The organism is Mycobacterium sp. NGS26, from assembly GCF_059813025.1.
In genome coordinates, this window is record NZ_JCALDU010000001.1 from 766,599 (window position 1) to 791,970 (window position 25,372).

Genomic DNA, 25,372 nt, shown 5'->3' on the forward strand with positions numbered 1-25,372 from the left:
CGCCGCCCGGGCCCGCGTTGGACGCACGCACACGGACACCGTGGGCGTCCGCATCAAAGATTCGGAGGCCGGTAGACATTGGGTGACGGCGAGTACGACGCCGCTCTTGGCTATCGGCGCGCGGGCGGCAACGGCACGCGCCCGTCGCTCCGCGCCGCCCCGTGGGAGCGGTTCTACGAGCCGGAGCGCAACGACGCCGCCCACCGATGGCAGGTCGAGCCGTCGCTCATCGAGCCGCCCGTCGAGCACGACGCCGGTGACGACGACGCGCCGGCCGGATGTCACACCGCCGGTGGGATCAGCGTCGCCGACCTGATCGCCAAGGTCGGCGCCCCGCCCGCCGGCCGGCCCCGCCACCATCACCTGGCCCCCGAGCCCGCTCCCGAGCCGGACTCGCCCGTCGTCCCCATCGCCTTGCAGGAAACCGAGGTCATCGACACCCCGGCCTACTCGCTCGCCGCCCCCGAGCCGCCCGAGCCAGACGACGCCGTCGACGAAGCGCCGGCGCCCAAGTCACGCCGGCGGCCGCTGCTGCTCGCCGGGCGCTCGCTGACGGCGATGTTCGCGGTGCTCTCGCTGGTGCTGACGGGCGGGGCATGGCAGTGGAGCACGTCGAAGAACAGCCGCCTCAACACCATCAGCGCGCTCGACCCGGACTCGAGCGACATTCGCGACCCCGGTGGGCAGTACGGCGACGAAAACTTCCTTATCGTCGGGGTCGACTCGCGCGCCGGGGACAACGCCAACATGGGCGCCGGCGACACCGAGGACGCCGACGGCGCCCGGTCGGACACGGTGATGCTGGTCAACATACCGGCGAACCGCAAACGCGTCGTGGCGGTGTCGTTCCCCCGCGACCTGGCGATCACCCCGATGCAGTGCGAGGCCTGGAACCCGAGCACCGGCAAGTACGGACCCCTGTACGACCCGAAGACCAAGACGTGGGGTTCCCGGATGATCTACACGGAGACCAAGCTGAACTCGGCGTTCGCCTTCGGCGGGCCGAAGTGCCTGGTGAAGGAGATCCAGAAGCTGTCCGGGCTGAACATCAACCGCTTCATCGCCGTCGACTTCGCCGGGTTCGCGAAGATGGTCGATGCGCTGGGCGGTGTCGAGGTCTGCTCCAGCACGCCGCTGCACGACTACGAGCTGGGCACGGTCCTGGAACACAGCGGGCGTCAAATGCTCGACGGCCCAACGGCATTGAACTACGTGCGGGCCCGGCAGGTCACCACCGAGACCAACGGGGACTACGGCCGGATCAAGCGGCAGCAGCTGTTCCTGTCGTCGCTGCTGCGTTCGTTGATCTCCGAGGCCACGTTGCTCGATCCCAACAAGCTCAACAACGTCGTCAACCTGATCATCGGCGACACCTACGTCGACAACGTCAAGACCAAGGACCTGGTCCAGCTCGGTCAATCGTTGCAGGGCATGGCCGCCGGCCACATGACCTTCGTCACCGTGCCGACCGGCGTGACCGACCAGAACGGCGACGAGCCGCCGCGGATGGCCGACATGCGGGCGCTCTTCGACGCGATCATCAACGACGACCCGCTGCCGGAGGAAAACGACCAGAACGCAAAGAATTTGGGGACTTCCCCGACCTCGGGGCCGACGACGGCGCCCACCACAAAGAAGACGCCGCCCACCACCGCGGCTCCGGAGGCGCAGCACCAGCAGGTCACCACGACCTCGCCGCACGACGTCACCGTGCGGGTGTCCAACGCGACCGCGCGGAGCGGTCTCGCCGCGACCGCCACCAGCCAGCTGAAGCGCGACGGCTTCAACGTGATGACGCCGGACGACTACCCGAGTTCGGTGAACACGACGACGGTGCTGTTCTCGCCCGGCAACGAGCAGGCCGCGGCGACGGTGGCGTCGTCGTTGGCCAACGCGAGGGTGCAGCGGGTGTCCGGTTACGGGCAGGTCGTTCAGGTGGTGCTGGGCCCGGACTTCAACGCGGTGAGCACCCCGGCGCCCAGCGGCTCGCCGATCAGCATGCAAATAGAACGCGGCTCCGGCAGCTCGCCCACCAAGCTGCCCGAGGACCTTGCGGTGACCAACGCCGCCGACACCACCTGCGAATAACCGGTTCTCGCGGTCGGTCGACCGCCTTTTTGGGACTCGAGAACGTAGGCTTGGGGACATGCGCACCGCCTACCACGAGCAGCTCGCGGAATTGTCCGAGCGCCTCGGCGAGATGTGCGGGCTGGCCGGGGCCGCCATGGAGCGGGCGACGCAGGCCCTGCTGCAGGCCGACCTGGTGCTGGCCGAACAGGTGATCTCCGACCACGAAAAGATCGCCCGGCTGAGCGCGCAGGCCGAGGAGAGCGCCTTCGTGCTGCTGGCTTTGCAGGCACCGGTCGCCGGCGATCTCCGGTCCATCGTGAGCGCCATCCAGATGGTGGCCGACATCGACCGGATGGGCGCGCTGGCCCTGCACGTCGCCAAGATCACCCGCCGGCGCCACCCTCAGCACGCGCTGCCCGAGGAGGTCAACGGTTATTTCGCCGAGATGGGCAGAGTCGCAGTCGAATTGGGTAACAGCGCCCAAGAGGTGGTGTTGTCCCGCGACCCGGAGAAGGCCGCCCGGATCCGCGAGGAAGACGACGCGATGGACGACCTGCACCGGCACCTGTTCTCGGTGCTGATGGACCGCGAATGGAAGTACGGGGTGGCGGCCGCCGTCGACGTGACGTTGCTGGGCCGCTTCTACGAGCGCTTCGCCGACCACGCGGTGGAGGTGGCCAGGCGTGTCATCTTTCAGGCGACCGGAAGATTCCCGGAGGACGACGCGGCGCCCGCCCCGCGTCAGCCGAAGCGGCCGGAGATGTAGTCCTCGGTCGCCTTCTGCGTCGGGTTGGAGAAGATTTTCTCGGTGTCGTCGATCTCGATGAGCCGGCCGGGCTTTCCCACGGCTTCGAGGTTGAAAAACGCCGTCTGATCGCTCACCCGGGCGGCCTGCTGCATGTTGTGCGTGACGATGACGATCGTGTAGTCCTGCTTCAGTTCGCTGATCAGGTCCTCGATGGCCATCGTCGAGATCGGGTCCAGCGAGGAGCACGGCTCGTCCATCAGCAACACGTCGGGCTGGACGGCGATGGCCCGCGCGATGCACAACCGCTGCTGCTGGCCCCCGGACAACCCGCCGCCCGGCCTGTCCATCCGATCCTTGACCTCATCCCACAGGTTCGCACCGCGCAGCGAGTATTCGGCGGTGTCGTCGAGCAGCTTGCGGTTGCGCACGCCCTGCAGCTTCAGGCCGGCCACCACGTTGTCGCGAATTGACATGGCGGGGAACGGGTTTGGCCGCTGGAACACCATCCCGATCGCGCGACGGACGCCCACCGGGTCGATGTTGGGCGCGTAGATGTTCTCGTCGTCGAGCAGCACGCTGCCCTCGACCCGGGCGCCCGGTATCACCTCATGCATCCGGTTGAGCGTGCGCAGCACGGTCGTCTTGCCGCAGCCGGACGGGCCGATGAAGGCCGTCACGCTGCGGGGCAGGATCGACAATGACACATCCGCGACCGCGTGGAACGTCCCGTAGTAGATGTTGACGTCCTTCAGGTCCAAGCGCTTGGCCACCGACTACTCCTGCCTACGCCTTCTTGGGGGCGAAGATCTTCGCGACCGCCCTGGCCGCGACATTGATAACCGCGATCATCAGAATCAGGGTAAGCGCCGCACCCCACAACCGCCCGGTGGTAACCGGGTTGACGCCCGCGCCGGCCGATGTCTGGTGGTAGATCATGCCCGGCAGCGACCCCATGAACCCGCTGAAGATGTTGAAGTTCATGGCCTGCGCGTAGCCGACCAGGACCAGCAGCGGCGCCGTCTCACCCATCACCCTGGCCACCGCGAGCAGGATCCCCGTCAAGATGCCCGACATCCCGGTCGGAATCACCACCCGGGCAATGGTTTTCCACTTCGGGACGCCGAGCGCGTAACTGGCCTCGCGCAGGTCGACCGGGACGGTCCGCAGCATCTCCTCGGTCGCCCGCACGATCACCGGGAGCATCAACAGGACCAGCGCCAACGACACCGCGAATTCCGAACGCGGAAAGCCCAGGGTCGCCACCCACAGCGCGTAGATGAACAACGCGGCCACGATCGAGGGCACCCCGGCGAGGATGTCCACCATGAACGACGCCAACCTGCCCAGCGGGGTGCTGCCGCCATATTCCACCAGGTAGATCGCGAGCATGACGCCGATCGGGATGGAGATGATCGCGCACACCAGTCCCTGCAGCACGGTGCCGACGATCGCGTGGTAGGCACCGCCGCCGGCCGCGAACGCCGTCATGCCCGCCTGTGAATGCCACCACCACACGATCGACGTGATCGCCTTGTACCCCTTGGCGGCCACCGAGCCCAGCACCCACAGCAACGGCATCAGCGCAATCACCACCGAGCCCGACACCAGCACGGCAGCAACGATGTTCGCGACCCGACGGCGCCGGCTCACCACCGAGATCGTCCTCGGTTTCAGGGGGCGGTCCAGGATCGAGGTCACGGGTGCAACCCCGCGGTTCTGGTCCCGGTGAGGGCACCGCGCGCCACGGCGTCGACCACGAAGGTGAGCAGAAAGAGCACCAGCCCCGCGGCGATGTAGGCGCCGGCCCGGTATTGGTCGTTGAACTCCGACGCGGCCGCCGCGATCTTGGTCGCGAGGGTCGAACCGCCGTCGAACAGCGACCAGCCGAACGCTTTTTGGGTGCCGCGCAACAGGATCAGCAGCGCGACCGTCTCGCCCATGGCACGCCCGAGACCCAGCATGGCGGCGCTGACGTAGCCGGACCGCCCGAACGGCAGCACGGTGGTCTTGACCACCTCCCACCGGGTGGCGCCGAGCGCCAGCGCGGCCTCGATCTGATCGCGCGGCGTCTGGGCGAACACCTCGCGGGTGACCGCGGCGATGATCGGCAGGATCATCACCGCCAGCACGATCCCGCCGGTGAAGATGGTGCCGCCGCCGGCCACGGATGCATTCCCGGTGGCGAACAGGAAGCACCAGCCCAGGGTGCGGTTGAGCCACGTCGCGATGGGTCGCAAATGCGGCGCCAGCACGTGTAACCCCCAGGCGCCGTAGATGATCGAGGGCACCGCGGCCAGCAGGTCCACGGTGTAGGCCAGGACCACGGCAACGCGCCGCGGCGCGTACTGGGTGAGACAGGTGGCGACGCCGAGGGCGACCGGCATGGCCAGGACCAACGCGAACAGCGACACGGCCACGGTCACCTGCAGCAGGTCCAGGATTCCGAAGTGCATGGCCGAGGTATCGGTGGTGACCCAGTTGCCGCCGTAGCCGAAAAAGTTCTCCCGGTTGCGCTGCAAGGCGGGTATCGCGCGCAACAACAGGAACCCGCCGATCGCGACGATGAGGACGACGATCAGGACACCGGAGCTCTGCGCCAGCCGGCGAAATATCTGGTCCCCCAGGCGTGGTCGGTGCACGCCCCACGGGCTGATGGGGATGATCGGCGCCGCCCGGGAGGGCGCAGCGACGACCGCACCCGAACCCGCGTCGGCCGGGTTCGGCGTTGTCACGGTGATCCCGTCACTTGCTCTCACGCTCCCCTACACCCGGCGGCTACTGCAGCGCGTTGACCGCGTTGACCAATCGCTCCTTGACCTTATCGGGCAGCGGAACATAGCCGGCCGACGAAAGCCCGGCCTGACCGTTGTTGGCGGCCATCGTGATGAACGACTTGATCGCCCGGGAGGTGTCCGCGTCGTAGCCCTTGGAGCACACGATTTCGTAGGTGGCCAGCACCAGCGGGTAGGCGCGCGGTTCCTTGGTGTCGTACATCGGGTTCAGGTCCAGCACCAGGTCGTTGCCGTCGGCCACGAAGCGGGCCGCGTTGACGGCGTTGCTCGCGGTGTCGGTGCGCAGCGGCACCACGCCATTGCCGGTGTCGATCTGGGCGTAGGGCAGGCGGGCCTGGTCGGCGAAGCCCTTCTCGACGTATCCGATGCCGCCCGGTGTGGCCAGCACCGCCTGGATCACTCCTCCGGACTTCGTGGCCCCCTCGCCGACACCACCCTGGAACTCGGTGCCGACCCCCTTGGTCCAGGTCTGCGGCGCGGCGGCCGTGAGGTATTTCTGCAGGTTGTCGGTGGTGCCCGACGAATCCGACCGGTAGATCGGCGTGATCTTGGTGTCCGGCAGGGCGACGCCAGGATTGAGCGCCGCGAGGATCGGGTCGTTCCAGGCGGTGATCCTGCCGCTGAAGATCCTCGCCAGGGCGTCGCTGCTCAGGACCAGCCCCTGAATGCCCGGCAGGTGATAGACCAGCGCCACCGGCCCGAACACCAGCGGCAGGTCCCACGCCGGGTTTCCGCCGCAGCGCTTGGCGGCCGGGCCGAGCTGGTCGGCGACCAGCGGAGAGTCCGCGCCGGCGAAGTCGACGTGCCCGGCGATGAACTGCTCCCGGCCGGCGCCCGAGCCGGTCGGGTTGTAGGCCACGCTCTTGCCCGGGCAGTACTGACCCCACGCCTGGTTGAACAAAGCCATCGCATTCTGTTGGGCGGTCGACCCCTCCGCCGTCAGCAGGTTCTTCCCGGCGCAGGCCGCGGCGCCGGCCGGTCCCGAGCCGGCGGTCGTCGACGCGGCGCGGTTGTTGTCGCTGCCGCAACCGGTCAGGGCCGCAGCACCGATCACCGTCGTCAACGCCGCGGCCCCCAGCATCCTGCCAACCCTGTCGCGGCTCACCGATCTCGCTTTCTCACGCATCGCGGCGCACGCGGCGCCGCCGGGCCATCCCCAAAGGGAGGTTGCCAAGTCACCGCGAAAGTATGCGTCGGCGCCGGTGTTTCCGTTCAGGCGGGGCGCGGTGCGTAGGCGGTGTCGACGCTGTAGGTGGTGAAACCCGAACGCACGTAGGTCCGCATTGCCGCGACGTTGTCCGACTCCACGTACAGCATCACGGTCGGTTCGGCCGAGCCGGCGAGCCGCCGCGCCAGCGATTCGATGCCGACGGCCGTCAACAGCTGGCCCAGGCCGCGGCCCTGCGCCGACGGGTCGACGCCCAACACGTAGACCTCGCCCAGGCCCGGCCGGTCGAGGTGCACCTTGGTCCAGTGGAAGCCCAGCAGCCTGCCCGCCTGCTCGCTCGCGGGGTCGGCGAACGCCAGGAACAGGCCCGTCGGGTCGAACCACGGTTCGCGGCGCCGCTCCGCCAGGTCGGCCTCGGTCCACCCGCCCTGCTCGGGATGCTCGGCGAACGCGGCGTTGTTGACGCGCAGCAGCTCGGCGTCGTCGCCGGGGCCCGCGTAGGGGCGCACCGTGACGCCCGGCACCGGGGGCACGGTGTCGGGAAGGTCGCGCAGCGGGCGGCGCATCTGGACCAGTTCGCGGACCGGCACCAGACCCAGCGCCGACGCGGTGGCCCGCGCGGGCTCGAGGGTGCCGTGCGCCCAGAACTGGTTGCGCCCCCCGGTCTTGGCCAGCGCCGCGCGAGCCATCTCGGCGCCGATGCCGCGTCGGCGGGCCCGCGGATGCACCACCAGCTCGGCCATCCCGGCGCCGCCGTCGCGCGGCGGGCTGAGATTGAGGTAGCCGACGATCGTGGGCCCCGGCGGGTTTTCGGAGCCGGTGACCAGCAGATGGTCGGTGCGACCCTGGTCGAGCTCCCGCAGCACCTGCTCGCCCACGGGCGCCACCCCATCGAATTCGGTTGCCGCAGTGATTAATTCGCGCACGCCCCGTTGCTCGTCGGCGCTCAGCGCCGAGCGCCAGTCGGGCTTGGGATCCGACGACGTCACTGACTGCGTAACGGATCGACCAGCGGGTCCTGCAGGCCGTCGGTGTCGGGTTCGGCTTTTTCGGTGTCGGCCTCTTCGGTGGGCTCGGGCTCGGCCACCGACGCCCGGCCGCGGGCCGGCCGGACGGCCTTGTAGCCCACGTTGCGCACGGTGCCGATCAGCGCTTCGTACTCGGGGCCGAGTTTGGCCCGCAGTCGCCGCACGTGCACGTCGACGGTGCGGGTGCCGCCGAAGAAGTCATACCCCCACACCTCGTGCAGTAGCTGAGCCCGGGTGAACACCCGGCCGGCGTGCTGGGCCAGGTACTTCAGCAGCTCGAATTCCTTGTATGTGAGGTCGAGCGGGCGACCGCGCAGGCGCGCGGTGTAGGTGCCCTCGTCGATCACCAGCTCGCCGAGGCTCACCTTGCCGGCGCTTTCCTGATCGGCCAGCCCGCCGCGGCGGCCGACCACCAACCGCAGCCGGGCGTCGACCTCGGCGGGCCCGGTGCTGGGCAGCAGGATCTCGTCCAAACCCCAGTCGGAGCTGACCGCCACCAGGCCGCCCTCGCTGACGACCGCCAGGACCGGGACCGACCGGCCCGCCGTGCTCAATAGGCGGCACAGGCCGCGCGCCGAGGACAGGTCGGTGCGCGCGTCGACGAGCACGGCGTCCGCGGTTCCGGCCTCCAGCAACGACGACGGCTCGGGCGGCGCGGTCCGGACGGAGTGCGGCAGCAGCGTCAACGACGGCAGGACCGGGTCGGGGTGCAGCTCCGAGGTCAGCAGTAAAAGCTCCAACAGGCCCCTCCAGCTCGTGGGAAAGGCATCTCCCAAATCGACAACGCAATGCGGCGTTAGCGGCCAGGTCATCTAACGATAACTTGCCACCTGGTGGTTCGCCCGGTGACGAAGCCCTTCGGCGCGGAGTGTGACCAACCGCTCTGCCGGGGGTGCGGGCGCCCGCCGTGCGGCGGGCCGGCGATGGACAGGCCACAATATCCGGATGCGCAGGGTGCTGATCGGCGTGATCGCGGCGGCGGCGACGGCCGTGATCGCCATCGGGGCCCTCGGCGTCGACTACGGGGCCAGCATCTACGCCGAATACCGGCTGTCGTCCAACGTGCGCAGGGCGGCGGATCTGGGGTCGGACCCGTTCGTCGCCATCCTGGCCTTCCCGTTCCTGCCGCAGGCGATGCGCGATCGCTACACCCAGGTGGAGATCAAGGCCAACGCCGTCGACCACGCGATGGTCGGCAAGGCCACCCTCGAGGCCACGATGTACTCGGTGGACCTGACCCATGCGTCCTGGCTGATCAGGCCGGACGCGGACCTTCGGGTCGGCCGGCTGGAGAGCCGCATCATCATCGACTCGACGCACCTGGGCCGGTACATGGGGATCAGCGACCTGATGGTCGAGGCCCCGCCCAAGGAAACCAACACCGCCACCGGCGGCGTCACCGCGTCGGGCATCTCCGACAGCCACGGCCTGGTGTTCACCGGCACGCCGCACTCGGCCGGCTTCGAGCACCGGGTCAGCGTCTCGGTCGACCTGTCCATCGCCCCCGACGACCAGGCGACGCTGGTGATGACCCCGACCGGCGTGCTGACCGGGCCGGACACCGCCAATCAGGCCGTTCCCGACGACAAGCGGGACGCGGTGCTGCACGCCTTCAGCGGCCGGCTGCCCAACCAGCGGCTGCCGTTCGCGGTCGCGCCCACCAGCGAGGGAGCGCGCGGCTCCGACGTCATCATCGAAGGGGTTGCCCGGGGAGTAACGATCAGGCTGGACGGGTTCAAGCAATCATGACCACCGTCGTTGTCGCCGCCGTCGCGGCCGTCCTGGTGGCAACCCTCGCGGGATGGTTGCTCACCCGGCGCACCGGAACCGTCCGCGAAGTCGATTCCGGGCCGCACCCGCTCGCCGCCGCGGACGCCGCCGACCTCGGGCTTTCCCGCGCCGGCCCGACCGTCGTGCATTTCAGCGCGCCGTGGTGCGGGCCGTGTGATCGCGTCCGCCGGGTGGTCGGCCAGGTCTGCGACGACCTGGGCGACGTCGCCCACGTCGAGGTCGACCTGGACGCCAATCCGCAGGCCGCGCGCCGATTTTCGGTGCTGTCGCTGCCCACCACGTTGATCTTCGACGTCGACGGGCGGCAGCGGTACCGGGCCTCGGGAGTGCCCACGGCCGCCGACCTGCGGTCGGCGCTGGAACCGCTGTTGGCTTGAGCACTATGTCATTGGGTAAGCTTGCCGACGTGTCAGCCCGCCTCGAGCCCATGCTCACCAAGCGTCGCGCAGTCGATCTGTGCCGCATCGCGGGTTGTTGCTGTTGCTGTAGCTGCTGAGTAGCCGCGCCCTTCCGCGTAGCTCGGAGCAGCCCGGAGCCCCACCGTGGCATGCCTCCCATCGTTTCCGTGCAATAGGCGTACCTAGGAGTCGTTCGTGTCAAGCAGCACCACCAGCACCCGGCCGGACCGCGTCGACGTGCGCGGGCCCAGGTTCACCGCCTGGGTCACGACCGCGGTCCTGGTCGTCACGCTCGTCGTCTCGGCGGTCAGCCCGTTGGCCGCCGCGGTCCTGCTGGGCCTGCAGGCGGTGGTCTTCGCCGTCGGCGCCGCGGGTGGGCCCCGCCGTCACCCCTACGGGCGCGTGTTCGCCACCGTGGTGGCGCCCCGGCTGGGACCGGTCACCGAACGCGAACCCGTGCCGCCGCTGAAGTTCGCCCAGTTGGTGGGGTTGGTGTTCGCAGTCGCCGGCGCCGCCGGATTCGCCGGCGGCGCAACCCCCCTGGGCATCGTCGCCACCGCCGCCGCTTTGGTGGCCGCGTTCCTGAACGCGGCCTTCGGCATCTGCCTGGGCTGCCAGCTCTACCCGCTCGTTGCGCGCTTGCGGCCGACCGACCGTCGCACGCAACCCGTCTGACCACGAGAAGAAAACCGAAAGGATCCCTCCCATGGCACGCTCCGACGTCCTGGTCTCCGCTGACTGGGCCGAGAGCAATCTCGACGCTTCGAACGTCGTCTTCGTCGAGGTCGACGAGGACACCAGCGCTTACGACGGCGGCCACATCCCGGGCGCCATCAAGCTGGATTGGCGCACCGACCTGCAGGACCCCGTCAAGCGCGACTTCGTCGACGCCCAGCAGTTCTCCAAGCTGCTCTCCGAGCGCGGCATCTCCAACGACGACACCGTGATCCTCTACGGCGGCAACAACAACTGGTTCGCGGCCTACGCGTACTGGTACTTCAAGCTGTACGGGCACGACAAGGTCAAGCTGCTCGACGGCGGCCGCAAGAAGTGGGAGCTGGACCGGCGCCCGCTGTCCAGCGACCCCGTCAGCAGGCCGGAGACCTCCTACACGGCGGCCCCGCCGGACAACAGCATCCGGGCGTTCCGCGACGAGGTCATCGCGGCGATCAACAACAAGAACCTCGTCGACGTGCGCTCACCCGACGAATTCTCCGGCAAGATCCTCGCGCCGGCGCACCTGCCGCAGGAGCAGAGCCAGCGCCCCGGACACATCCCCGGCGCGATCAACGTCCCGTGGAGCAGGGCCGCCAACGAGGACGGCACCTTCAAGTCCGACGAGGAGCTGGCCAAGATCTACGCCGACGCCGGCCTGGACGGCACCAAGGAAACCATCGCGTACTGCCGAATCGGGGAACGCTCGTCGCACACCTGGTTCGTTCTGCAGGAATTACTCGGGCATCGGAATGTGAAGAACTACGACGGCAGTTGGACGGAATACGGCTCCCTGGTGGGTGCCCCGATCGAGTTGGGAAGCTGATATGTGCTCTGGACCGAAGCAAGGACCGGCGTTGCCCGCCAGCGTCGACCTGGAGAAGGAAACGGTGATCACCGGCCGCGTCGTGGACCGCGACGGCCAGGCCGTGGGTGGCGCATTCGTCCGCCTGCTGGATTCGTCGGACGAGTTCACCGCCGAGGTGGTCGCGTCGGCCACCGGTGACTTCCGGTTCTTCGCCGCGCCGGGCTCGTGGACGGTGCGCGCGCTGTCGGCGGTCGGCAACGGCGACGCCGTGGTGCGGCCGTCCGGCGCGGGCATCCACGAGGTGGACGTCAAGGTCGCCTGACCGAGCGGCCCGACCGGGACGCCCCCGCACACCGCGGGACGAATAGACTTGTCCCCGTGGTGCTCTTCTTCGAGATCATCCTGGTCGCGATGACCGTGCTCATCTCATGGTTCGCGCTGTACACGCTCTACCGGCTCATCACCGACGAGTCGTGACGCCCGGCGACGATCCCGATGGACTGCCCGGTCCCGCGGGTTCCGGCGATCGTGCCGTGGCCGCCGCCGCCGAACGCGCGAAGGTGACCGCAGCCCGCAACATCCCCGCCTTCGACGACTTGCCCGTCCCCGCCGACACGGCCAACCTGCGCGAGGGCGCCAACCTGCACGACGCGCTGCTGGCGCTGCTGCCCCTGGTCGGCGTGTGGCGCGGCGAAGGCGAGGGCCGCGCGGCCGACGGCGACTACCGATTCGGTCAGCAGATCGTGGTCTCCCACGACGGCGGCGACTACCTGAACTGGGAAGCGCGCTCCTGGCGACTCGACGACGCCGGCAACTATCAGGAACCCGGCCTGCGCGAGACCGGGTTCTGGCGCTTCGTCAACGATCCCGACGATCCCAGCGAGTCCCAGGCCATCGAGTTGCTGCTGGCCCACTCCGCCGGCTACGTCGAACTGTTCTACGGACGCCCGCGCACCCAGTCGTCGTGGGAGCTGGTGACCGATGCGCTGGCCCGCAGCCGGTCCGGTGTGCTGGTCGGCGGCGCCAAGCGCCTCTACGGCATCGTCGAGGGCGGCGACCTGGCCTACGTGGAGGAACGGGTGGACGCCGACGGCGGCCTGGTGCCGCACCTGTCGGCGCGCCTTTCGCGGTTCGCCGGATAGCCCGCGACCGGCCCTTCTGCGTGGTCCTCGACGTCCGGGCGTGCGCTCCGAACATCGCGGATCAAGGGGGTCAGACCGCCGCAGTCACCCACAAACTTGGCCCATCTGTCCGTCGAACGGGCTCGCCCCCTCGCAATCGCCCAGTCGGTATTTGCGCACCGGGTTCATCGCACAGGAATTCGTCGATGCCTGCCTGGGATCGGTGATACCGCCACAAGCACCTGCGGGGTCGGCGTGGGCCGGTGGAATGCACAGGGGTGCCAGTGCTATCGCCGCTGCCGCCGATGCGCCGAGTAGTGCCCTCTTCATCGACTCTTCCTTCTTCCGAAGTGCGTGATATGGGCGGTGCTCCGTTGATTTTGGAGGCGAATAGATACCCGCCTGTTACCGGGTGATTGCTTGCCTGTTGCGCTGCATCTAATTCCGGTTAACCGGATTGGGGCGTAGTTACCCGTATCGTGCCGCCTTGGCGATGACTTGGGCTCAACGATCGCTGACGATGGCGACGTCGACCAGTTCGGCGAATTCCGCGGCCATCGGCGATCGAGGCAGCGGCCGGCCGTCGAGCGTGTGCACGCGCGCGGCCAGCGTCATGCTCGATACCAGCCAGATCCCTTGTGCGGCAAGCAGATCCGCGACTCGCAGCGCCCGGTAGTCACAGTCGTAACCCTTGGCCCGGGCGACCTCGAACAGGGCCTGCTGGGTGGTGCCGCGCAGGATCGGATACCACGGCGGCGGCGTCAGCAGGCACGGATCACCATGTTCGGAGGCGGTCGCGATCACCACCGTCGAGCGGGGGCCCTCCAGGATGTAGCCGTCCGAGCTCACGAAGATCACGTCGCCGGCGCCCTGCCGGGCTGCGTGGCGCAGGGCGGCCATATTGACCGCGTACGACAGGGTTTTGGCGCCGGCCAGCAGCCACGGCATCGCGTCGGCACCGGTGGCGGGCAATCCGCGATCCAGCGTGACCGCCGACAATCCGTCGCGCCGAACCGCCGCGACCCTGTCCGGGACGGGATTGACCATCACGTAGGCGGTGGGTGGCGAGCCGCCCTCGCGGCCCCGGCTGTAGATCAGTCGCAGCGCGCCCTCGTCGGCGGTGTCCGCGGCCCACTGCCGCGTCGCCACGTCGATCGCGCGCCGCCAGCTCGCGAGGTCCGGCTCGGGCAGGTCCATGTATTTGGCCGATTGGGTCAGCCGCTGCAGATGGGATTCGACCAGGCACGCCGCGCCGTCGCGGACCAGCAGCGTCTCGAAGATGCCGTCGCCGCGGACCGCGGCGAGGTCGTCGGCGTGCAACAGCGGCGCCCCCGGCGGATGCATCGCGCCGTCCAAGGTCACGATCACAGCCATGGTCCTGAAGCTTAGCCGCGAGCATCACCCTCGTTGGACGGGCGATCCGTAGAGTTGACACATGACTGCAGTCCCCGCGCCCGACTCCGGACCCGACGCGGGCGCGATCTGGCACTACGGCGATCCGCTGGGTGAGCAGCGGTCGGCCGAAACCGATGCGGTGGTCGTGGACCGCTCGCATCGCGCGGTGCTCACCCTGACCGGCGGCGACCGGCAGGCGTGGCTGCACAGCATTTCGACCCAGTACGTCAGCGAGCTGCCCGAGGGCGCCAGCACCGAGAACCTCAGCCTCGACGGCCAGGGCCGGGTGGAGGACCACTGGATCCAGAGCGAGCTGGGCGGCACCACCTATATGGACACCGAGCCGTGGCGGGGTGAGCCGCTGCTGGACTATCTGCGCAAGATGGTGTTCTGGTCCGACGTCACGCCCGCGGCTACTGACATGGCGGTGCTGTCGCTGCTGGGGCCGCGGCTGGCCGACCGGGTGGTGCTCGACGCGCTTGGCCTCGACGCGCTGCCCGCCGAACTGACCGCGGTTCCGGTGGCCGGTGGCGGCTTCGTGCGGCGGATGCCCGCCGCCACCGCCGGCGACATCGAGCTGGACCTGCTGGTGCCGCGCGGCGAGTCGGCGGACTGGAAGGACCGGTTGGCGCGGGCGGGCGTGCGACCGGCCGGGGTGTGGGCCTACGAGGCTCACCGGGTCGCGGCCCGGCGTCCCCGGCTCGGCGTCGACACCGACGAGCGCACCATCCCCCACGAGGTGGGCTGGATCGGCGGTCCGGGCGCCGGCGCGGTCCACCTGGACAAGGGATGCTATCGCGGGCAGGAGACCGTCGCGCGGGTCCACAACCTCGGCAAACCCCCGCGGATGCTGGTGCTGCTGCACCTCGACGGTTCGGTTGAGCGCCCCGCGACGGGTGACCCCGTGGTGGCCGGCGGTCGCACCGTCGGGCGCCTGGGAACCGTGGTCGACCACGTCGACCTCGGGCCGGTGGCGCTGGCGCTGCTCAAGCGTGGGCTGCCCGCCGACACCGAACTCGCGACCGGCGACCAGGCGGCGGTCGCCGCGGTCATCGACCCCGACTCGCTGCCGTCGGCCGACCAGATCGGTGCGGGCCGACTGGCCGTTGAACGGTTGCGGGGCGGTACGCGATGATGAGAAATGCGGTCCGCCACGGCGGGCAGGGGGCACCGACGCCCAACCGTGAGGCACGGTAAACTGTCGGCAGGACAATAACGACACCAAGAGATCGGAGCCGCCTACATCGTTAGGCCGCTCCGTTATTGCGCGAGGGGGTTCCCCCATGGGCCGCGGCCGGGCTAAGGCAAAGCAGACCAAGGTTGCTCGAGAACTCAAGTACAGCTCCCCGCAGACCGACTTCGAGAGGCTCCAGCGCGAGCTGTCCGGGACCGGTGCCGACGATTCCGACGAGCTGGACGGCTCGGACGATCTAGCCGCGGACGATGCCTGGGCCCGCGAGGACGACTGGCGTCGTTAGTCCCTTCACCCGTTAGCCCCCTAAAACCTGGGGTGTTGCCCGACCAACCGTGCCCGCGGGGCCGCTTTCCCGCCCTTGCAGACCGTCCCCAGCACCCAGCAGTCCAAGTGCCGCGCGGTCAATATGGCCAGGGCGCGGTCGGTGTCCTCGGGCGCCACGACGGCGATCATGCCGACGCCCATGTTGAACGTCTTTTCCATCTCCTCGCGCGAAACCCGGCCGCGCTGCGCGATCATCGCGAACACCGGCGCGGGCGTCCAGGTGCCCCGGTCGATCTCGGCGGTCAGGCCGTGCGGGATGACCCGCTGCAGGTTGCCGGCCAGCCCCCCGCCGGTGACGTGGCAGAACGTCCGGACGTGGGTTTCGGCGGTCAGGGCCAGGCAGTCCTTGGCGTAGATCCGGGTCGGCTCCAGCAGCTCCTCGCCGAGGGTGCGGCCGAACTCCTCCACATAGCCGGCCAGGTTCATCCGGTCGATCTCGAGTAGTACCGAGCGGGCCAGCGAGTATCCGTTGGAATGCAGGCCGGACGAGCCCAGCGCGATGACGACGTCGCCCGGTTTGACGCGATCGGGGCCCAGCACGTCGTCGGCCTCGACGATGCCCACGCCGGTGGCCGAGATGTCGTAGTGGTCGGGCTCCATCAGGCCGGGGTGTTCCGCGGTCTCGCCGCCCAGCAGCGCGCAGCCGGCCCGCACGCATCCCTCGGCGATGCCGCTGACGATCGCGCTCAGCCGTTCCGGGACCGTCCGGCCGACCGCGATGTAGTCCTGCAGGAAGAGCGGTTCGGCGCCGCAGACCACGAGGTCGTCGACGACCATCGCCACCAGGTCCAGGCCCACGGTGTCGTGTTTGTCCATCGCCTGGGCGACGGCCACCTTGGTGCCCACCCCGTCGGTGGAGGCCGCCAGCACCGGTTCCCGGTAGCCGCCGCGCAGCGCGAACAGTCCCGCGAATCCGCCCAGCCCGCCGCGCACCTCGGGCCTGGTGGCCTTCGTGGCCAGCGGCTTGAACAGTTCGACGGCGCGATCACCGGCTTCAATGTCCACCCCGGCCGACGCGTAGGTGATGCCCTGGCTGCCCGGGTTGCGTCCGGGGCTTTTTCCGGGATCCGTCATCGCGATAAAGGCTACCGGGCGGCGCTCACCGCCGGTATCGAACTGCGGTCAGTGCGCGATCGGCACTTCGGGTACGTCGCCGGGCGCGAGATCGTCGAGCCCGGATCCGCGCGCGGCGTTGGCGAGCATGTGCTCGATGACGTTCTTGCCGAGCGCGGTTTCGCTGGGCAGCTCGATCGGATACTTGCCGTCGAAGCAGGCGGTGCACAGCCGCGAGGCCGGCTGGTCCGAAGCGGCGATCATGCCCCGCAGCGAGATGTAACCCAGCGTGTCGGCGCCGATGGCGTGCCGCACCGCCTCGAGCATTTCTTCCTCGTCCTCGACGGCGTTGGCGATCAGCTCCGCCGGTGACGGGAAGTCGATGCCGTAGAAGCACGGCCACTTCACCGGCGGTGAGGCGATGCGCACGTGCACCTCGACGGCCCCGGCCTCGCGCAACATCCGCAGCAGCGCGCGCTGGGTGTTGCCGCGGACGATCGAGTCGTCGACGACGATAAGCCGCTTGCCCCGGATCACCTCCCGCAGCGGGTTGAGCTTGAGCCGGATACCGAGCTGGCGGATGGTCTGCGACGGCTGGATGAAGGTCCGTCCGACGTAGGCGTTCTTCATCAGGCCCTGCCCGTAGGGGACGCCGGACTCCTGCGCGTATCCCACCGCCGCGGGGGTGCCCGACTCCGGCACGCCGATCACCAGGTCGGCGTCGACCGGGCATTCGCGGGCCAGCCGGCGACCGATCTCCACCCGGGCGGCGTGCACGGATCGGCCGGCGATCGTGCTGTCCGGCCGCGCCAGGTAGACGTACTCGAAGACGCAGCCCTTGGGCGTGGGGTTGGCAAAGCGCGTCGACCGCACCCCGTCGGCGTCGATGGCCAGCAGTTCACCCGGTTCGATGTCGCGCACGAACGAGGCGCCGACGATGTCGAGCGCAGCCGTTTCGGAGGCCACCACCCAGCCGCGATCCAGCCGCCCGAGCGAAAGCGGGCGCACCCCGTGCGGGTCGCGGCAGGCGTACAGCGTGTTCTCGTCCATGAACGTCAGGCAGAACGCCCCCCGCACGGTCGGCAACAGCTCCAGCGCCGCCTGCTCGAGGGTGGCGTCGGCGGCGCCGTGGGCCAGCAGCGCGCCCAGAATGTCGGAGTCGGTGGTCGCCGGCGCGGGGCAGCGCTTGGCGATCAACCCCGCGTCGCGGGCACGGGCGGCAAGCTCGGCGGTGTTGACCAGATTTCCGTTGTGGCCCAACGCAACTCCGGTGCCCGCCGCGGTGTTGCGGAACACCGGCTGGGCGTTTTCCCACGTGGTGTCGCCGGTGGTGGAGTAGCGGCAGTGCCCGATGGCGACGTGGCCCTGCATGGCCCCCAGCGTCTGCTCGTCGAAGACCTGACTGACCAGGCCGAGGTCTTTGAAGACCAACACCTGGGAGCCGTCGGCGACGGCGATGCCCGCGGCCTCCTGGCCGCGGTGTTGCAACGCGTACAAGCCGTAGTAGGTGAGTTTGGCGACTTCTTCGCCGGGGGCCCAGACCCCGAATACGCCACACTCTTCACGCGGTGAGTTCAGGTCCTGCTGGGGTTCCTGGACGGTCACGGGTCGGCGGCTCCCTGGGGAACGGGTGGTGACGTAACGGAGTCTACGGCCACGGCGGGCCCGGCGCCGAATCCGACGGGCGTGTTGAGCGCCGAAAATCCCGCTTCTTCAGGCTTAACCTGCAGTTCAGGGTTATATTCAGCCGACGGCGACCAGGGGCAGCCAGTGTCCGATCTCACCCGCCCGCGAGCCCGATAGCGTCAGGTCACCGGCGCTTTTCGCGTCCGCCAGCGACAGCATCCCGGTGGCCAGCAGCAGCCAGGTCCGCGGATCGGTCTCGACCACGTTGGGCGGTGTGCCGCGGGTGTGCGTCGGCCCGGAGACACACTGCACCGCGGCGAACGGTGGAATCCGGACCTCGACGGCGGCGCCGGGCGCCGCGGCGGCCAGCGTGCGCGCGGTGAGCCGCACCGCGCTCGCCAGGGCGTCGCGGTCGGGCGCCGGGCGGGTCTCGTCGCGCAACCAGTCGGCGACGGCGAGCACGGCCAGTCGGGTCTTGGCCGGATCGGCCTTCTGACGGGCGGCCATACCCCAGGGTCGCAGACGACCGCCTCCGGGCTCAGCGAGGCCGCCGCTGCACGGTCAGCACCGCCGCCGCTGCACGGTCAGCACCGCCGCCGCGCCGGCCTCGTTGATGGCCAGGTGCACCAGCATCGGGGCGGCCAGGCTGCGACAGCGGTCGGCCAGCCAACCGAACAGCCAGCCGGCGATCCCGGTGGCCAGCACGGTGACAGCCACCGGCTCACCGATCGCGCGCGCGTCCGCGACATGGGAGAGCCCAAAAGCCGTGGCCTGCAACAGCCTTGCGCCGGATTTACCGAAGGCGCGCGAACCGGCCGTGGCAAGCGCCCCGCGAAAGGCGGCCTCCTCGGACCACACGGTGCCGATGGGTATCCGCAACAACAGCCAGCCCGACGCGGGCACCGGAATATCGCGGGCGGCCATCGACAGCCGCACCGGCGGCAGCGGGGTCGTCGCGGCGATGGCCGCCACCGCGGCCGCGCCGGCGGCCGACCCCAGCCGCAGGCCCGCCCACAGCCGCGGCGGACCCAGGCCCAGCGGCGCGCGGGTGGCAAGCACCAGCAGGCCACCAATGCCGGCCTGCAGTGTCACCCGCCACGCGCCCGGCAGCCGCGGGCTGACGAAGCTCCAGCCGACCAGGCCGGCCGCTAACGACAGCGCCCGTATCCGACTGCCGCGCTTGGCCGTTGACTCTGCGCTCATGGCGAAGAAGTGCGAGTAGCCCGCGCCATCAGCGCAGAGTCAATTCGAGAAGAGTCGCGGCAGCACCGACTCGGAGGTATCCCGCAGTTCGGCCAGCGAGACCGTGAACAGGCCCTGCACCTCCACGGCGTCCGAGCCCTGATCGACGACGCCGATCCGCGCGGCGGGCAGCCCCCGCACCTCGCACATCGAACGGAACCGGCTCTCCTCGGTGCGCGGCACCGCCACCAGCGCGCGGCCGGCCGACTCGGAAAACAACATCACGAACGGATCGCTGCCCTCGGGAAGCACTATGCGGCAACCGATTTCACCGGCCAGCGCCGACTCGACGACGGCCTGCGCCAGGCCGCCCTCGGACAGGTCGTGCGCGGCCGACACCAGCCCATCCCGTGACGCCGAGGAAAGCACCTCGGCCAGCAGCTTCTCGCGGGCCAGGTCGACCGCGGGTGGCCGCCCGCCCAGATGGTCGGCGGTGACCTGCGCCCAGACGGAACCGTCGAACTCGTCGCGCGTCTCGCCCAGCAGCAACAGCGTCTCGCCCGGCTCGGTGCCCAGTGCGACGGGGAGACGTCGACTCACGTCGTCCAGGACACCCAGTACGCCCACCACCGGTGTCGGCAGGATCGCCGCCGAGCCGGTCTGGTTGTAGAAGCTGACATTGCCGCCGGTCACCGGAATCCCCAGGGCCGCACAGCCATCGGCCAGGCCGCGCACCGCCTCCGCGAATTGCCACATCACGCCGGGGTCCTCGGGCGAGCCGAAGTTGAGGCAGTTGGTCACGGCGACCGGGGTGGCACCGGTGACGGCGACGTTGCGGTACGCCTCGGCCAGCGCCAGCTGGGCGCCGAGGTAGGGATCCAGCAGCGTGTAGCGCCCCGAGGCGTCGGTCGACACCGCGATGCCGCGGCCGTTCGACTCGTCAATGCGCAGCACCCCACCGTCGGCGTGCTCTGCCAGCACGGTGTTGCCGCGCACGTACCGGTCGTACTGCTCGGTGATGAACGCCCGGCTGCACAGGTGCGGGCTGCCAAGCAGCGCAAGCAAAGTCGCGCGCAACTCCTCACCGGTGACCGGGCGCGGCAGCCGGCTCGAGGTGTCGGCGTTCAGGGCGTCCTGTGATTCGGGGCGGGCGATCGGCCGTTGATACACCGGGCCCTCGTGGGCCACGGTGCGCGGTGGCACGTCGACGACCGTCGCGCCGTGCCAAGTGATCTGCAGCCGGTCGCCGTCGGTGACCTCGCCGATGACGGTGGCCAACACCTCCCACTTGCGGCACACCGCGAGGAAGGCCGCCACGTTCTCCGGCGCGACCACGGCGCACATCCGCTCCTGCGACTCGCTGGAAAGAATCTCGGCGGGCGTCATATTCGCGGCCCGCAGTGGGACGTTGTCCAATTCGACCCGCATGCCACCGTCGCCGGCGGATGCGAGTTCCGATGTGGCACAGGACAATCCGGCCCCGCCGAGGTCTTGGATGCCGATCACCAGGCCCGCCGCATACAGCTCGAGGCAGCACTCGATGAGCACCTTCTCGGTGAAGGGATCGCCGACCTGCACCGAGGGCAGCTTCTTGCGGCCGGGGCCCTCGCCCTCGTCGCCGCCGAAGGTTTCCGACGCCAGCACGGACACCCCGCCGATGCCGTCGAGCCCGGTGCGCGCGCCGAACAGGATGATCTTGTTGCCGGCGCCGGACGCGAACGCCAGGTGCAGATCCTCTTTGCGCAGCGCCCCGACGCACAACGCATTCACCAGTGGGTTGCCCGCGTACGAGGCGTCGAACACGGTCTCGCCGCCGATGTTGGGCAGGCCCAACGAGTTTCCGTAGCCCCCGATGCCGCGAACCACGCCGTCGAGCACGCGGCGGGTGTCCGGGGCGTCGGCTGCGCCGAACCGGAGCTGGTCCATCACCGCGACGGGCCGCGCACCCATGGCCATGATGTCGCGGACGATCCCGCCGACGCCGGTGGCGGCGCCCTGGTAGGGCTCGACGTACGACGGGTGGTTGTGCGACTCCACCTTGAACGTGACGGCCCAGCCGTCGCCGATGTCGACCACCCCGGCGTTCTCGCCGATCCCGGCCAGCATGCCGGCGCGCATCTCGTCGGTGGTGGTCTCACCGAAGTAGCGCAGGTGGACCTTGGAGGACTTGTACGAGCAGTGTTCACTCCACATCACCGAGTACATCGCCAACTCGGTGTCGGTGGGCCTGCGTCCCAGGATCTCGCGTATCCGCTGGTACTCGTCGTCCTTGAGGCCCAGCTCGTGGAAGGGCTGGGGCTGATCGGGGGTGCTCGCCGCGTGCTCGACGGTGTCAATCACGGACACAGTCTAGGGACTTCTCGTCGAGTGTTCAGGGGTGCCCGTCGAGAAAACCGGTGAGGCCGCTGGGCTGATGCGGCCCGAGCGCGATCTGTTCGACGACGCCGACGCCGCGGCGCTCGCCCATGGTCGCGATGACGAGATTCTGCAGGTGGATCGATCCGAAGTCGAGGGGGTCGAAGTCGTCGAGTCGTATTGATTCGCGGCCGGTTTCGAGCTGCCCGTGGTTGCTGCCGTGGCCCCAGAGCGGGTGCCAGTACCCGATGCCGCGCATCCGGAAGGTGAACTTCTTCTCGACCTCGATAAGGGTCTCGCCCTCGACCGGGTCGTGAAACCACAGTCGGGCCCGCCGCATCTCGCGGCGCCCGGGCTCCCAGTCGATCTCGTAGCCGACGTCGTGGCACTCGCGCACGCCGGCGGTGCCGCACGCCGAAGCGCCGGCGGGAATGGAGTCGAGGACAAGCGCGGTCTCCAGCCAACGGCGGCCATCCTCGTGTTCGTGAAAAGCCAAGTGGGTGAAGCGATCCCCGAAGTGCAGCGGCGCCCAGAGCCAGAACACCTGGAATCCCATGGGCTGGCGAAGGACCGGGATCTGCTCGCCGACCGGCCGGATGCCCCACGAGCGGTCGCGCGTGCCGGATACCTCGGCGGGGTCGACGCGCAGCTCGTCGCCGTCGACGACGACGGTGCCCTCCCAGGTGCCCCACTGGGTGAGCCGGGTGTGGTCGGTCAGCAGGATCCCCTCCGGGCTGCGGCGTTGCTGGCGGGGCTCCTCGACGGCGACGGTGGTGGCCCGGAAGGTGAGGTCGCAGGCGATGCCGTGCTCGTTCGGTTCGACGACGTAGCGGATGGTCCGCATCGGCTCGGGAACCTCCACGCGGATCGGGCCGATCGTCGTCGACCGGTCCAGCGGCATGGCGCCGGAGGCGAAGATCGAGTGCTCGACACCGTCTTTGACCAGGCTGAAGGCGGCGTCGATGATGCCGCGGACGGGATAGTGGCCCATCGCGGCGCCGAGGTAGAAGTCGCCGTCGCGCTGGTGGCCGTTGAACCAGTAGCGGTCGTAATGGTTGGGGTCGCTGCTGGCCGGCGTGGTGATCGGATCCGCCGACGGATGGATGGGGAAGTCGTCGAAGGGGCTGAGCACGGTGTCTCTCCTGGTTCAGAGCCTGTTCAGAGCTTGACTATGGCGCCGCCGTTGACGTCGAGGACGGCGGCGGTGATGAAGGCAGCCTCGTCGCTGGCCAAGAACGCGACGGCGGCGGCGACGTCTTCGGTGCGGCCGTGCCGCTTGAGCAGCTGAACCTTTTCGTAATGCGACCAGAACAGGCCGTCCTGGCCGAGGACGTCCTCCCATTTGTCGGTGAGGATGCGGCCGGGGCGCACCACGTTGACCCGCACCCCGTGCTCGCCGCCACGGCCCGCGAGGTGGACGGCCAGGCCTTCGATGCCGGCCTTCGACGCCTGGTAGGACGGACACGGCTGAAAGCCGCCCATCTGGTCGAGCTCGTGCTGACCGACGCCCATCCATGCCGAAAGGGACGACACCACAACGATGTTGCCGCCCGAGGCGACCAGGTGCGGCCAAGCGGCCTTACAGGTCAGCATCGTGCCGTTGAGGTTGATGTCGAGGATTTCGCGCCACTGGTCGAAGGGCTCGTCGGGCCACGGGCCGATGTTGGCGACGCCGGCATTGGCGACGACGACGTCGATCCGCCCGTAGCGAGCGACGGCGTCGTCCATCAACGCCGTCACCGAGGCCTCGTCGCTGATATCGGTTGACACGAAAGTGATTCCGGCGCCCGTCGGTTCAGCCGGCTCATGGCGTGCGCACGCCACCACGCTGGCGCCCTCGGCGGCCAATCGCTCGGCGACCGCCTGGCCGATGCCGGAACTGGCGCCGGAGACCACGGCCACGCGATCCGCAAAGCGCTCAGGCATGTGACTAGGCGCCTCTGACCGCCCTCGGCTCACGCTATTGCCCGACGACGCAGAAGACGTTGCCCTCCGGGTCGCCCAACACCACCCAGCGGAAGTTGTCGCCGAAGCTGTGCCGGCCGACCTCGCTGGCCCCGGCCGCCGTCAGCCGTGCCACCTCGGCGTCGACGTCGGCGGCGCTGAAGTCGAGGTGCACCCGGTTTTTCCCGGGCGTGGGGTCGGGCACCTTCTGGAATCCGAGCCGGGGCCCTGCCGGCAGGCTCACCGCGGTGAACTCGTCGGCGAGCAGCTCCTGGGTCGTGCCACCGAACTGCTCGGCCCACCACCCGGCCAGCCCGGCGGGATCGCTGCAGTCGAAGGTGATCATCTCCACGTTGAGCGCCATACCGCCAGACCCTATGCCGTCGGCGACAAAAACGCTTGCAGGGCCGCCGAATAGGCGGCCACGTCGTGGGCTCCCATCAACTCGCGCGCCGAGTGCATGGCAAGCTGCGGAGCGCCTACGTCGACGGTGGGGATGCCGGTCCTGGCCGAGGCCAGCGGCCCGATCGTCGACCCGCACGGCAGGTCGGCCCGGTGCTCGTAGCGCTGCAACCCGACGCCGGCCCGCCGGCAGGCCAGCGCGAACGCCGCGGCCGTGCGTCCATCGGTGGCGTAGCGCAGATTGGGGTGCACCTTGAGCACCGGCCCGCCGTTGACCTCGATCGGATGACCGGGCTCGTGCCGCTCCGGATAGTTGGGGTGGGTGGCGTGCGCCATGTCCGCCGAGGCCAGCAACGAAACCGGCAGGCGGCGCAAATAGTCTTCCCGGCCGCCGCCGGCCGCCAGCACGATCCGTTCCAGGACGGTGCCGAGCAGGTCGGACTGCGCACCGTGGTCGGATGACGAACCGACCTCCTCGTGGTCGAAGAGCACCAACACCGGCACGGCGCCGCGCGGCTCCGCCGCCACCAACGCCTCCACGCCCGCATAGCAACTCGCCTGATTGTCCAGCCGCGGCGCGCTCAGCAGGCCGGCGTCGGCGCCGGTCACCGCGGACGGGGTCAGATCGTGCGTCATCAGGTCGGCCGACAGCACGTCGGCCGGTGCCACCCCGGCGCGCTCGGCGACGTAGTCGACGAAGGACGCGGCGTCGCCGACGCCCCACACCGCGTTGAGGTGTCGTTGCGGGTCCAGCGTGAGGGTCTTGCGGTCCTCGGCCAGGTGGATCGCCAGCTGCGGCACCCGCAGGATCGGGTCGTCTATCCGCACCAGGCGGTGCGTGGCACGGTCGCCGTCGCGGACCGACAACCGCCCGCTGATGCCCAGATCCCGATCCAGCCAGGAGTTGAGCCACGCTCCCCCGTAGGGCTCCAGCGCCACCACCCGCCAGCCGGCCACCACCCGGTCGGGATGCTGCTTGACCCGTAGGTTCGGGCTGTCGGTGTGCGCGCCGACGATCCGAAACGCCCCCACCGGTCCGCCGGAATTCCACGCCACCAGGGAGCCGGCCCGGACGATGAAGTAGCGGCCGGATTGTTCGGGCCAGCGGTCGGCCTCGCTCAGTTCGGTGTATCCGGCGTCGAGCAGCCGCGCGGCCACCGTGGCGCAAACATGAAACGGCGATGGAGACGCGTCGATGAAATCGCAGAGGCCTGCGGCGGTGGCCGGCATGTCGACCATCATGGCTGTCGGCGAGGGC

At 69.6% G+C, this 25,372-nt stretch carries 27 protein-coding genes; 11 read left to right on the top strand and 16 right to left on the bottom strand.

Annotated features, from left to right (window positions below):
* Nucleotides 1–78 precede the first annotated feature (78 nt).
* Together AC5Y6X_RS03670 and phoU are read left to right on the top strand one after the other, a co-directional pair.
* Nucleotides 79–2,088, top strand: coding sequence for an LCP family glycopolymer transferase (locus AC5Y6X_RS03670; protein WP_499984587.1), 2,010 nt, complete (start codon nt 79–81; stop codon nt 2,086–2,088).
* 58 nt (nt 2,089–2,146) lie between these two features.
* Nucleotides 2,147–2,836, top strand: a complete 690-nt coding sequence (phoU, locus tag AC5Y6X_RS03675) for a phosphate signaling complex protein PhoU (protein ID WP_324673719.1) — start codon at nt 2,147–2,149, stop codon at nt 2,834–2,836.
* On the opposite strand, the gene pstB is transcribed toward phoU, so the two are convergent.
* The 6 genes from pstB to AC5Y6X_RS03705 form a co-directional block, all read right to left on the bottom strand.
* Nucleotides 2,812–3,588, bottom strand: coding sequence for a phosphate ABC transporter ATP-binding protein PstB (gene pstB / locus AC5Y6X_RS03680; RefSeq protein WP_324673717.1), 777 nt, complete (start codon nt 3,586–3,588; stop codon nt 2,812–2,814). The genes phoU and pstB overlap by 25 nt on opposite strands.
* Nucleotides 3,589–3,601: 13 nt before the next feature.
* Complete coding sequence (gene pstA / locus AC5Y6X_RS03685) at nt 3,602–4,516, bottom strand: phosphate ABC transporter permease PstA (RefSeq protein WP_499984595.1); 915 nt, start codon at nt 4,514–4,516, stop codon at nt 3,602–3,604.
* On the bottom strand, nt 4,513–5,550 hold the full coding sequence (gene pstC, locus AC5Y6X_RS03690) for a phosphate ABC transporter permease subunit PstC (protein ID WP_499984596.1): 1,038 nt from the start codon (nt 5,548–5,550) through the stop codon (nt 4,513–4,515). Before pstC ends, pstA begins: the two co-directional genes overlap by 4 nt.
* Before the next feature lie 43 nt (nt 5,551–5,593).
* The gene (pstS, locus tag AC5Y6X_RS03695) at nt 5,594–6,691 is read right to left on the bottom strand and encodes a phosphate ABC transporter substrate-binding protein PstS (protein WP_499985219.1); all 1,098 of its coding nucleotides are present in this window, start codon (nt 6,689–6,691) and stop codon (nt 5,594–5,596) included.
* Between the two features lie 131 nt (nt 6,692–6,822).
* Complete coding sequence (gene mshD / locus AC5Y6X_RS03700) at nt 6,823–7,767, bottom strand: mycothiol synthase (protein WP_499984597.1); 945 nt, start codon at nt 7,765–7,767, stop codon at nt 6,823–6,825.
* Nucleotides 7,764–8,549 carry a winged helix-turn-helix transcriptional regulator gene (locus tag AC5Y6X_RS03705; RefSeq protein WP_499985221.1) on the bottom strand — a complete coding sequence of 262 codons (786 nt, stop codon included), beginning with the start codon at nt 8,547–8,549 and terminating at the stop codon, nt 7,764–7,766. Before AC5Y6X_RS03705 ends, mshD begins: the two co-directional genes overlap by 4 nt.
* 196 nt (nt 8,550–8,745) lie before the next feature.
* Between AC5Y6X_RS03705 and lmeA the strand changes: the two genes are divergently transcribed.
* From lmeA to AC5Y6X_RS03740, 7 genes are all read left to right on the top strand, one after another.
* Entirely contained in the window at nt 8,746–9,555 is an 810-nt protein-coding gene (gene lmeA, locus AC5Y6X_RS03710; RefSeq protein WP_499985222.1) for a mannan chain length control protein LmeA, read from the top strand.
* Entirely contained in the window at nt 9,552–9,974 is a 423-nt protein-coding gene (locus tag AC5Y6X_RS03715; RefSeq protein WP_499984599.1) for a thioredoxin family protein, read from the top strand. The genes lmeA and AC5Y6X_RS03715 overlap by 4 nt, the downstream gene beginning before the upstream one ends.
* Nucleotides 9,975–9,979: 5 nt before the next feature.
* Entirely contained in the window at nt 9,980–10,093 is a 114-nt protein-coding gene (locus AC5Y6X_RS03720) for an Ms5788A family Cys-rich leader peptide (RefSeq protein ID WP_369805001.1), read from the top strand.
* A gap of 97 nt (nt 10,094–10,190) precedes the next feature.
* Nucleotides 10,191–10,670, top strand: coding sequence for a DUF4395 domain-containing protein (locus AC5Y6X_RS03725; RefSeq protein ID WP_499984600.1), 480 nt, complete (start codon nt 10,191–10,193; stop codon nt 10,668–10,670).
* A 31-nt stretch (nt 10,671–10,701) separates the two neighbouring features.
* Nucleotides 10,702–11,535, top strand: a complete 834-nt coding sequence (locus AC5Y6X_RS03730) for a sulfurtransferase (RefSeq protein ID WP_499984602.1) — start codon at nt 10,702–10,704, stop codon at nt 11,533–11,535.
* 1 nt (nt 11,536) lies between these two features.
* Nucleotides 11,537–11,839, top strand: coding sequence for a DUF1416 domain-containing protein (locus tag AC5Y6X_RS03735; protein ID WP_499984603.1), 303 nt, complete (start codon nt 11,537–11,539; stop codon nt 11,837–11,839).
* Between the two features lie 151 nt (nt 11,840–11,990).
* Nucleotides 11,991–12,659: a heme-binding beta-barrel domain-containing protein gene (locus AC5Y6X_RS03740; protein ID WP_499984605.1), complete on the top strand. Its 669-nt coding sequence runs from the start codon at nt 11,991–11,993 to the stop codon at nt 12,657–12,659.
* Between the two features lie 483 nt (nt 12,660–13,142).
* Here AC5Y6X_RS03740 and AC5Y6X_RS03745 read toward each other — a convergent pair whose 3' ends face one another.
* Nucleotides 13,143–14,006: an aminodeoxychorismate lyase gene (locus tag AC5Y6X_RS03745; RefSeq protein ID WP_499985224.1), complete on the bottom strand. Its 864-nt coding sequence runs from the start codon at nt 14,004–14,006 to the stop codon at nt 13,143–13,145.
* 67 nt (nt 14,007–14,073) lie between these two features.
* Between AC5Y6X_RS03745 and ygfZ the strand changes: the two genes are divergently transcribed.
* Nucleotides 14,074–15,168 carry a CAF17-like 4Fe-4S cluster assembly/insertion protein YgfZ gene (gene ygfZ, locus AC5Y6X_RS03750; RefSeq protein WP_499984607.1) on the top strand — a complete coding sequence of 365 codons (1,095 nt, stop codon included), beginning with the start codon at nt 14,074–14,076 and terminating at the stop codon, nt 15,166–15,168.
* Nucleotides 15,169–15,316: 148 nt separating this feature from the next.
* A complete protein-coding gene (locus AC5Y6X_RS03755) occupies nt 15,317–15,511 on the top strand; it encodes a DUF3073 domain-containing protein (protein WP_324673690.1) in 195 nt (64 codons plus the stop codon).
* Between the two features lie 20 nt (nt 15,512–15,531).
* Here AC5Y6X_RS03755 and purM read toward each other — a convergent pair whose 3' ends face one another.
* The 9 genes from purM to AC5Y6X_RS03800 all read right to left on the bottom strand — a co-directional run bounded on the left by purM (nt 15,532) and on the right by AC5Y6X_RS03800 (nt 25,344).
* Nucleotides 15,532–16,626, bottom strand: coding sequence for a phosphoribosylformylglycinamidine cyclo-ligase (gene purM / locus AC5Y6X_RS03760; protein WP_499984608.1), 1,095 nt, complete (start codon nt 16,624–16,626; stop codon nt 15,532–15,534).
* Nucleotides 16,627–16,674: 48 nt separating this feature from the next.
* A complete protein-coding gene (gene purF, locus AC5Y6X_RS03765) occupies nt 16,675–18,210 on the bottom strand; it encodes an amidophosphoribosyltransferase (RefSeq protein ID WP_324673687.1) in 1,536 nt (511 codons plus the stop codon).
* Nucleotides 18,211–18,348: 138 nt separating this feature from the next.
* Nucleotides 18,349–18,738: a sterol carrier family protein gene (locus AC5Y6X_RS03770; RefSeq protein ID WP_499984612.1), complete on the bottom strand. Its 390-nt coding sequence runs from the start codon at nt 18,736–18,738 to the stop codon at nt 18,349–18,351.
* Between the two features lie 54 nt (nt 18,739–18,792).
* Nucleotides 18,793–19,434: an Rv0804 family intramembrane glutamic endopeptidase gene (locus tag AC5Y6X_RS03775; RefSeq protein WP_499984615.1), complete on the bottom strand. Its 642-nt coding sequence runs from the start codon at nt 19,432–19,434 to the stop codon at nt 18,793–18,795.
* Between the two features lie 39 nt (nt 19,435–19,473).
* On the bottom strand, nt 19,474–21,753 hold the full coding sequence (gene purL, locus AC5Y6X_RS03780) for a phosphoribosylformylglycinamidine synthase subunit PurL (RefSeq protein WP_499984617.1): 2,280 nt from the start codon (nt 21,751–21,753) through the stop codon (nt 19,474–19,476).
* A 31-nt stretch (nt 21,754–21,784) separates the two neighbouring features.
* Nucleotides 21,785–22,900: an Rv3169 family protein gene (locus tag AC5Y6X_RS03785; RefSeq protein ID WP_499984619.1), complete on the bottom strand. Its 1,116-nt coding sequence runs from the start codon at nt 22,898–22,900 to the stop codon at nt 21,785–21,787.
* Between the two features lie 26 nt (nt 22,901–22,926).
* Entirely contained in the window at nt 22,927–23,694 is a 768-nt protein-coding gene (locus AC5Y6X_RS03790; protein WP_499984621.1) for an SDR family NAD(P)-dependent oxidoreductase, read from the bottom strand.
* A 34-nt stretch (nt 23,695–23,728) separates the two neighbouring features.
* Entirely contained in the window at nt 23,729–24,076 is a 348-nt protein-coding gene (locus AC5Y6X_RS03795) for a VOC family protein (protein ID WP_499984625.1), read from the bottom strand.
* An 11-nt stretch (nt 24,077–24,087) separates the two neighbouring features.
* Complete coding sequence (locus AC5Y6X_RS03800; RefSeq protein WP_499984628.1) at nt 24,088–25,344, bottom strand: M18 family aminopeptidase; 1,257 nt, start codon at nt 25,342–25,344, stop codon at nt 24,088–24,090.
* Nucleotides 25,345–25,372: the final 28 nt, after the last annotated feature.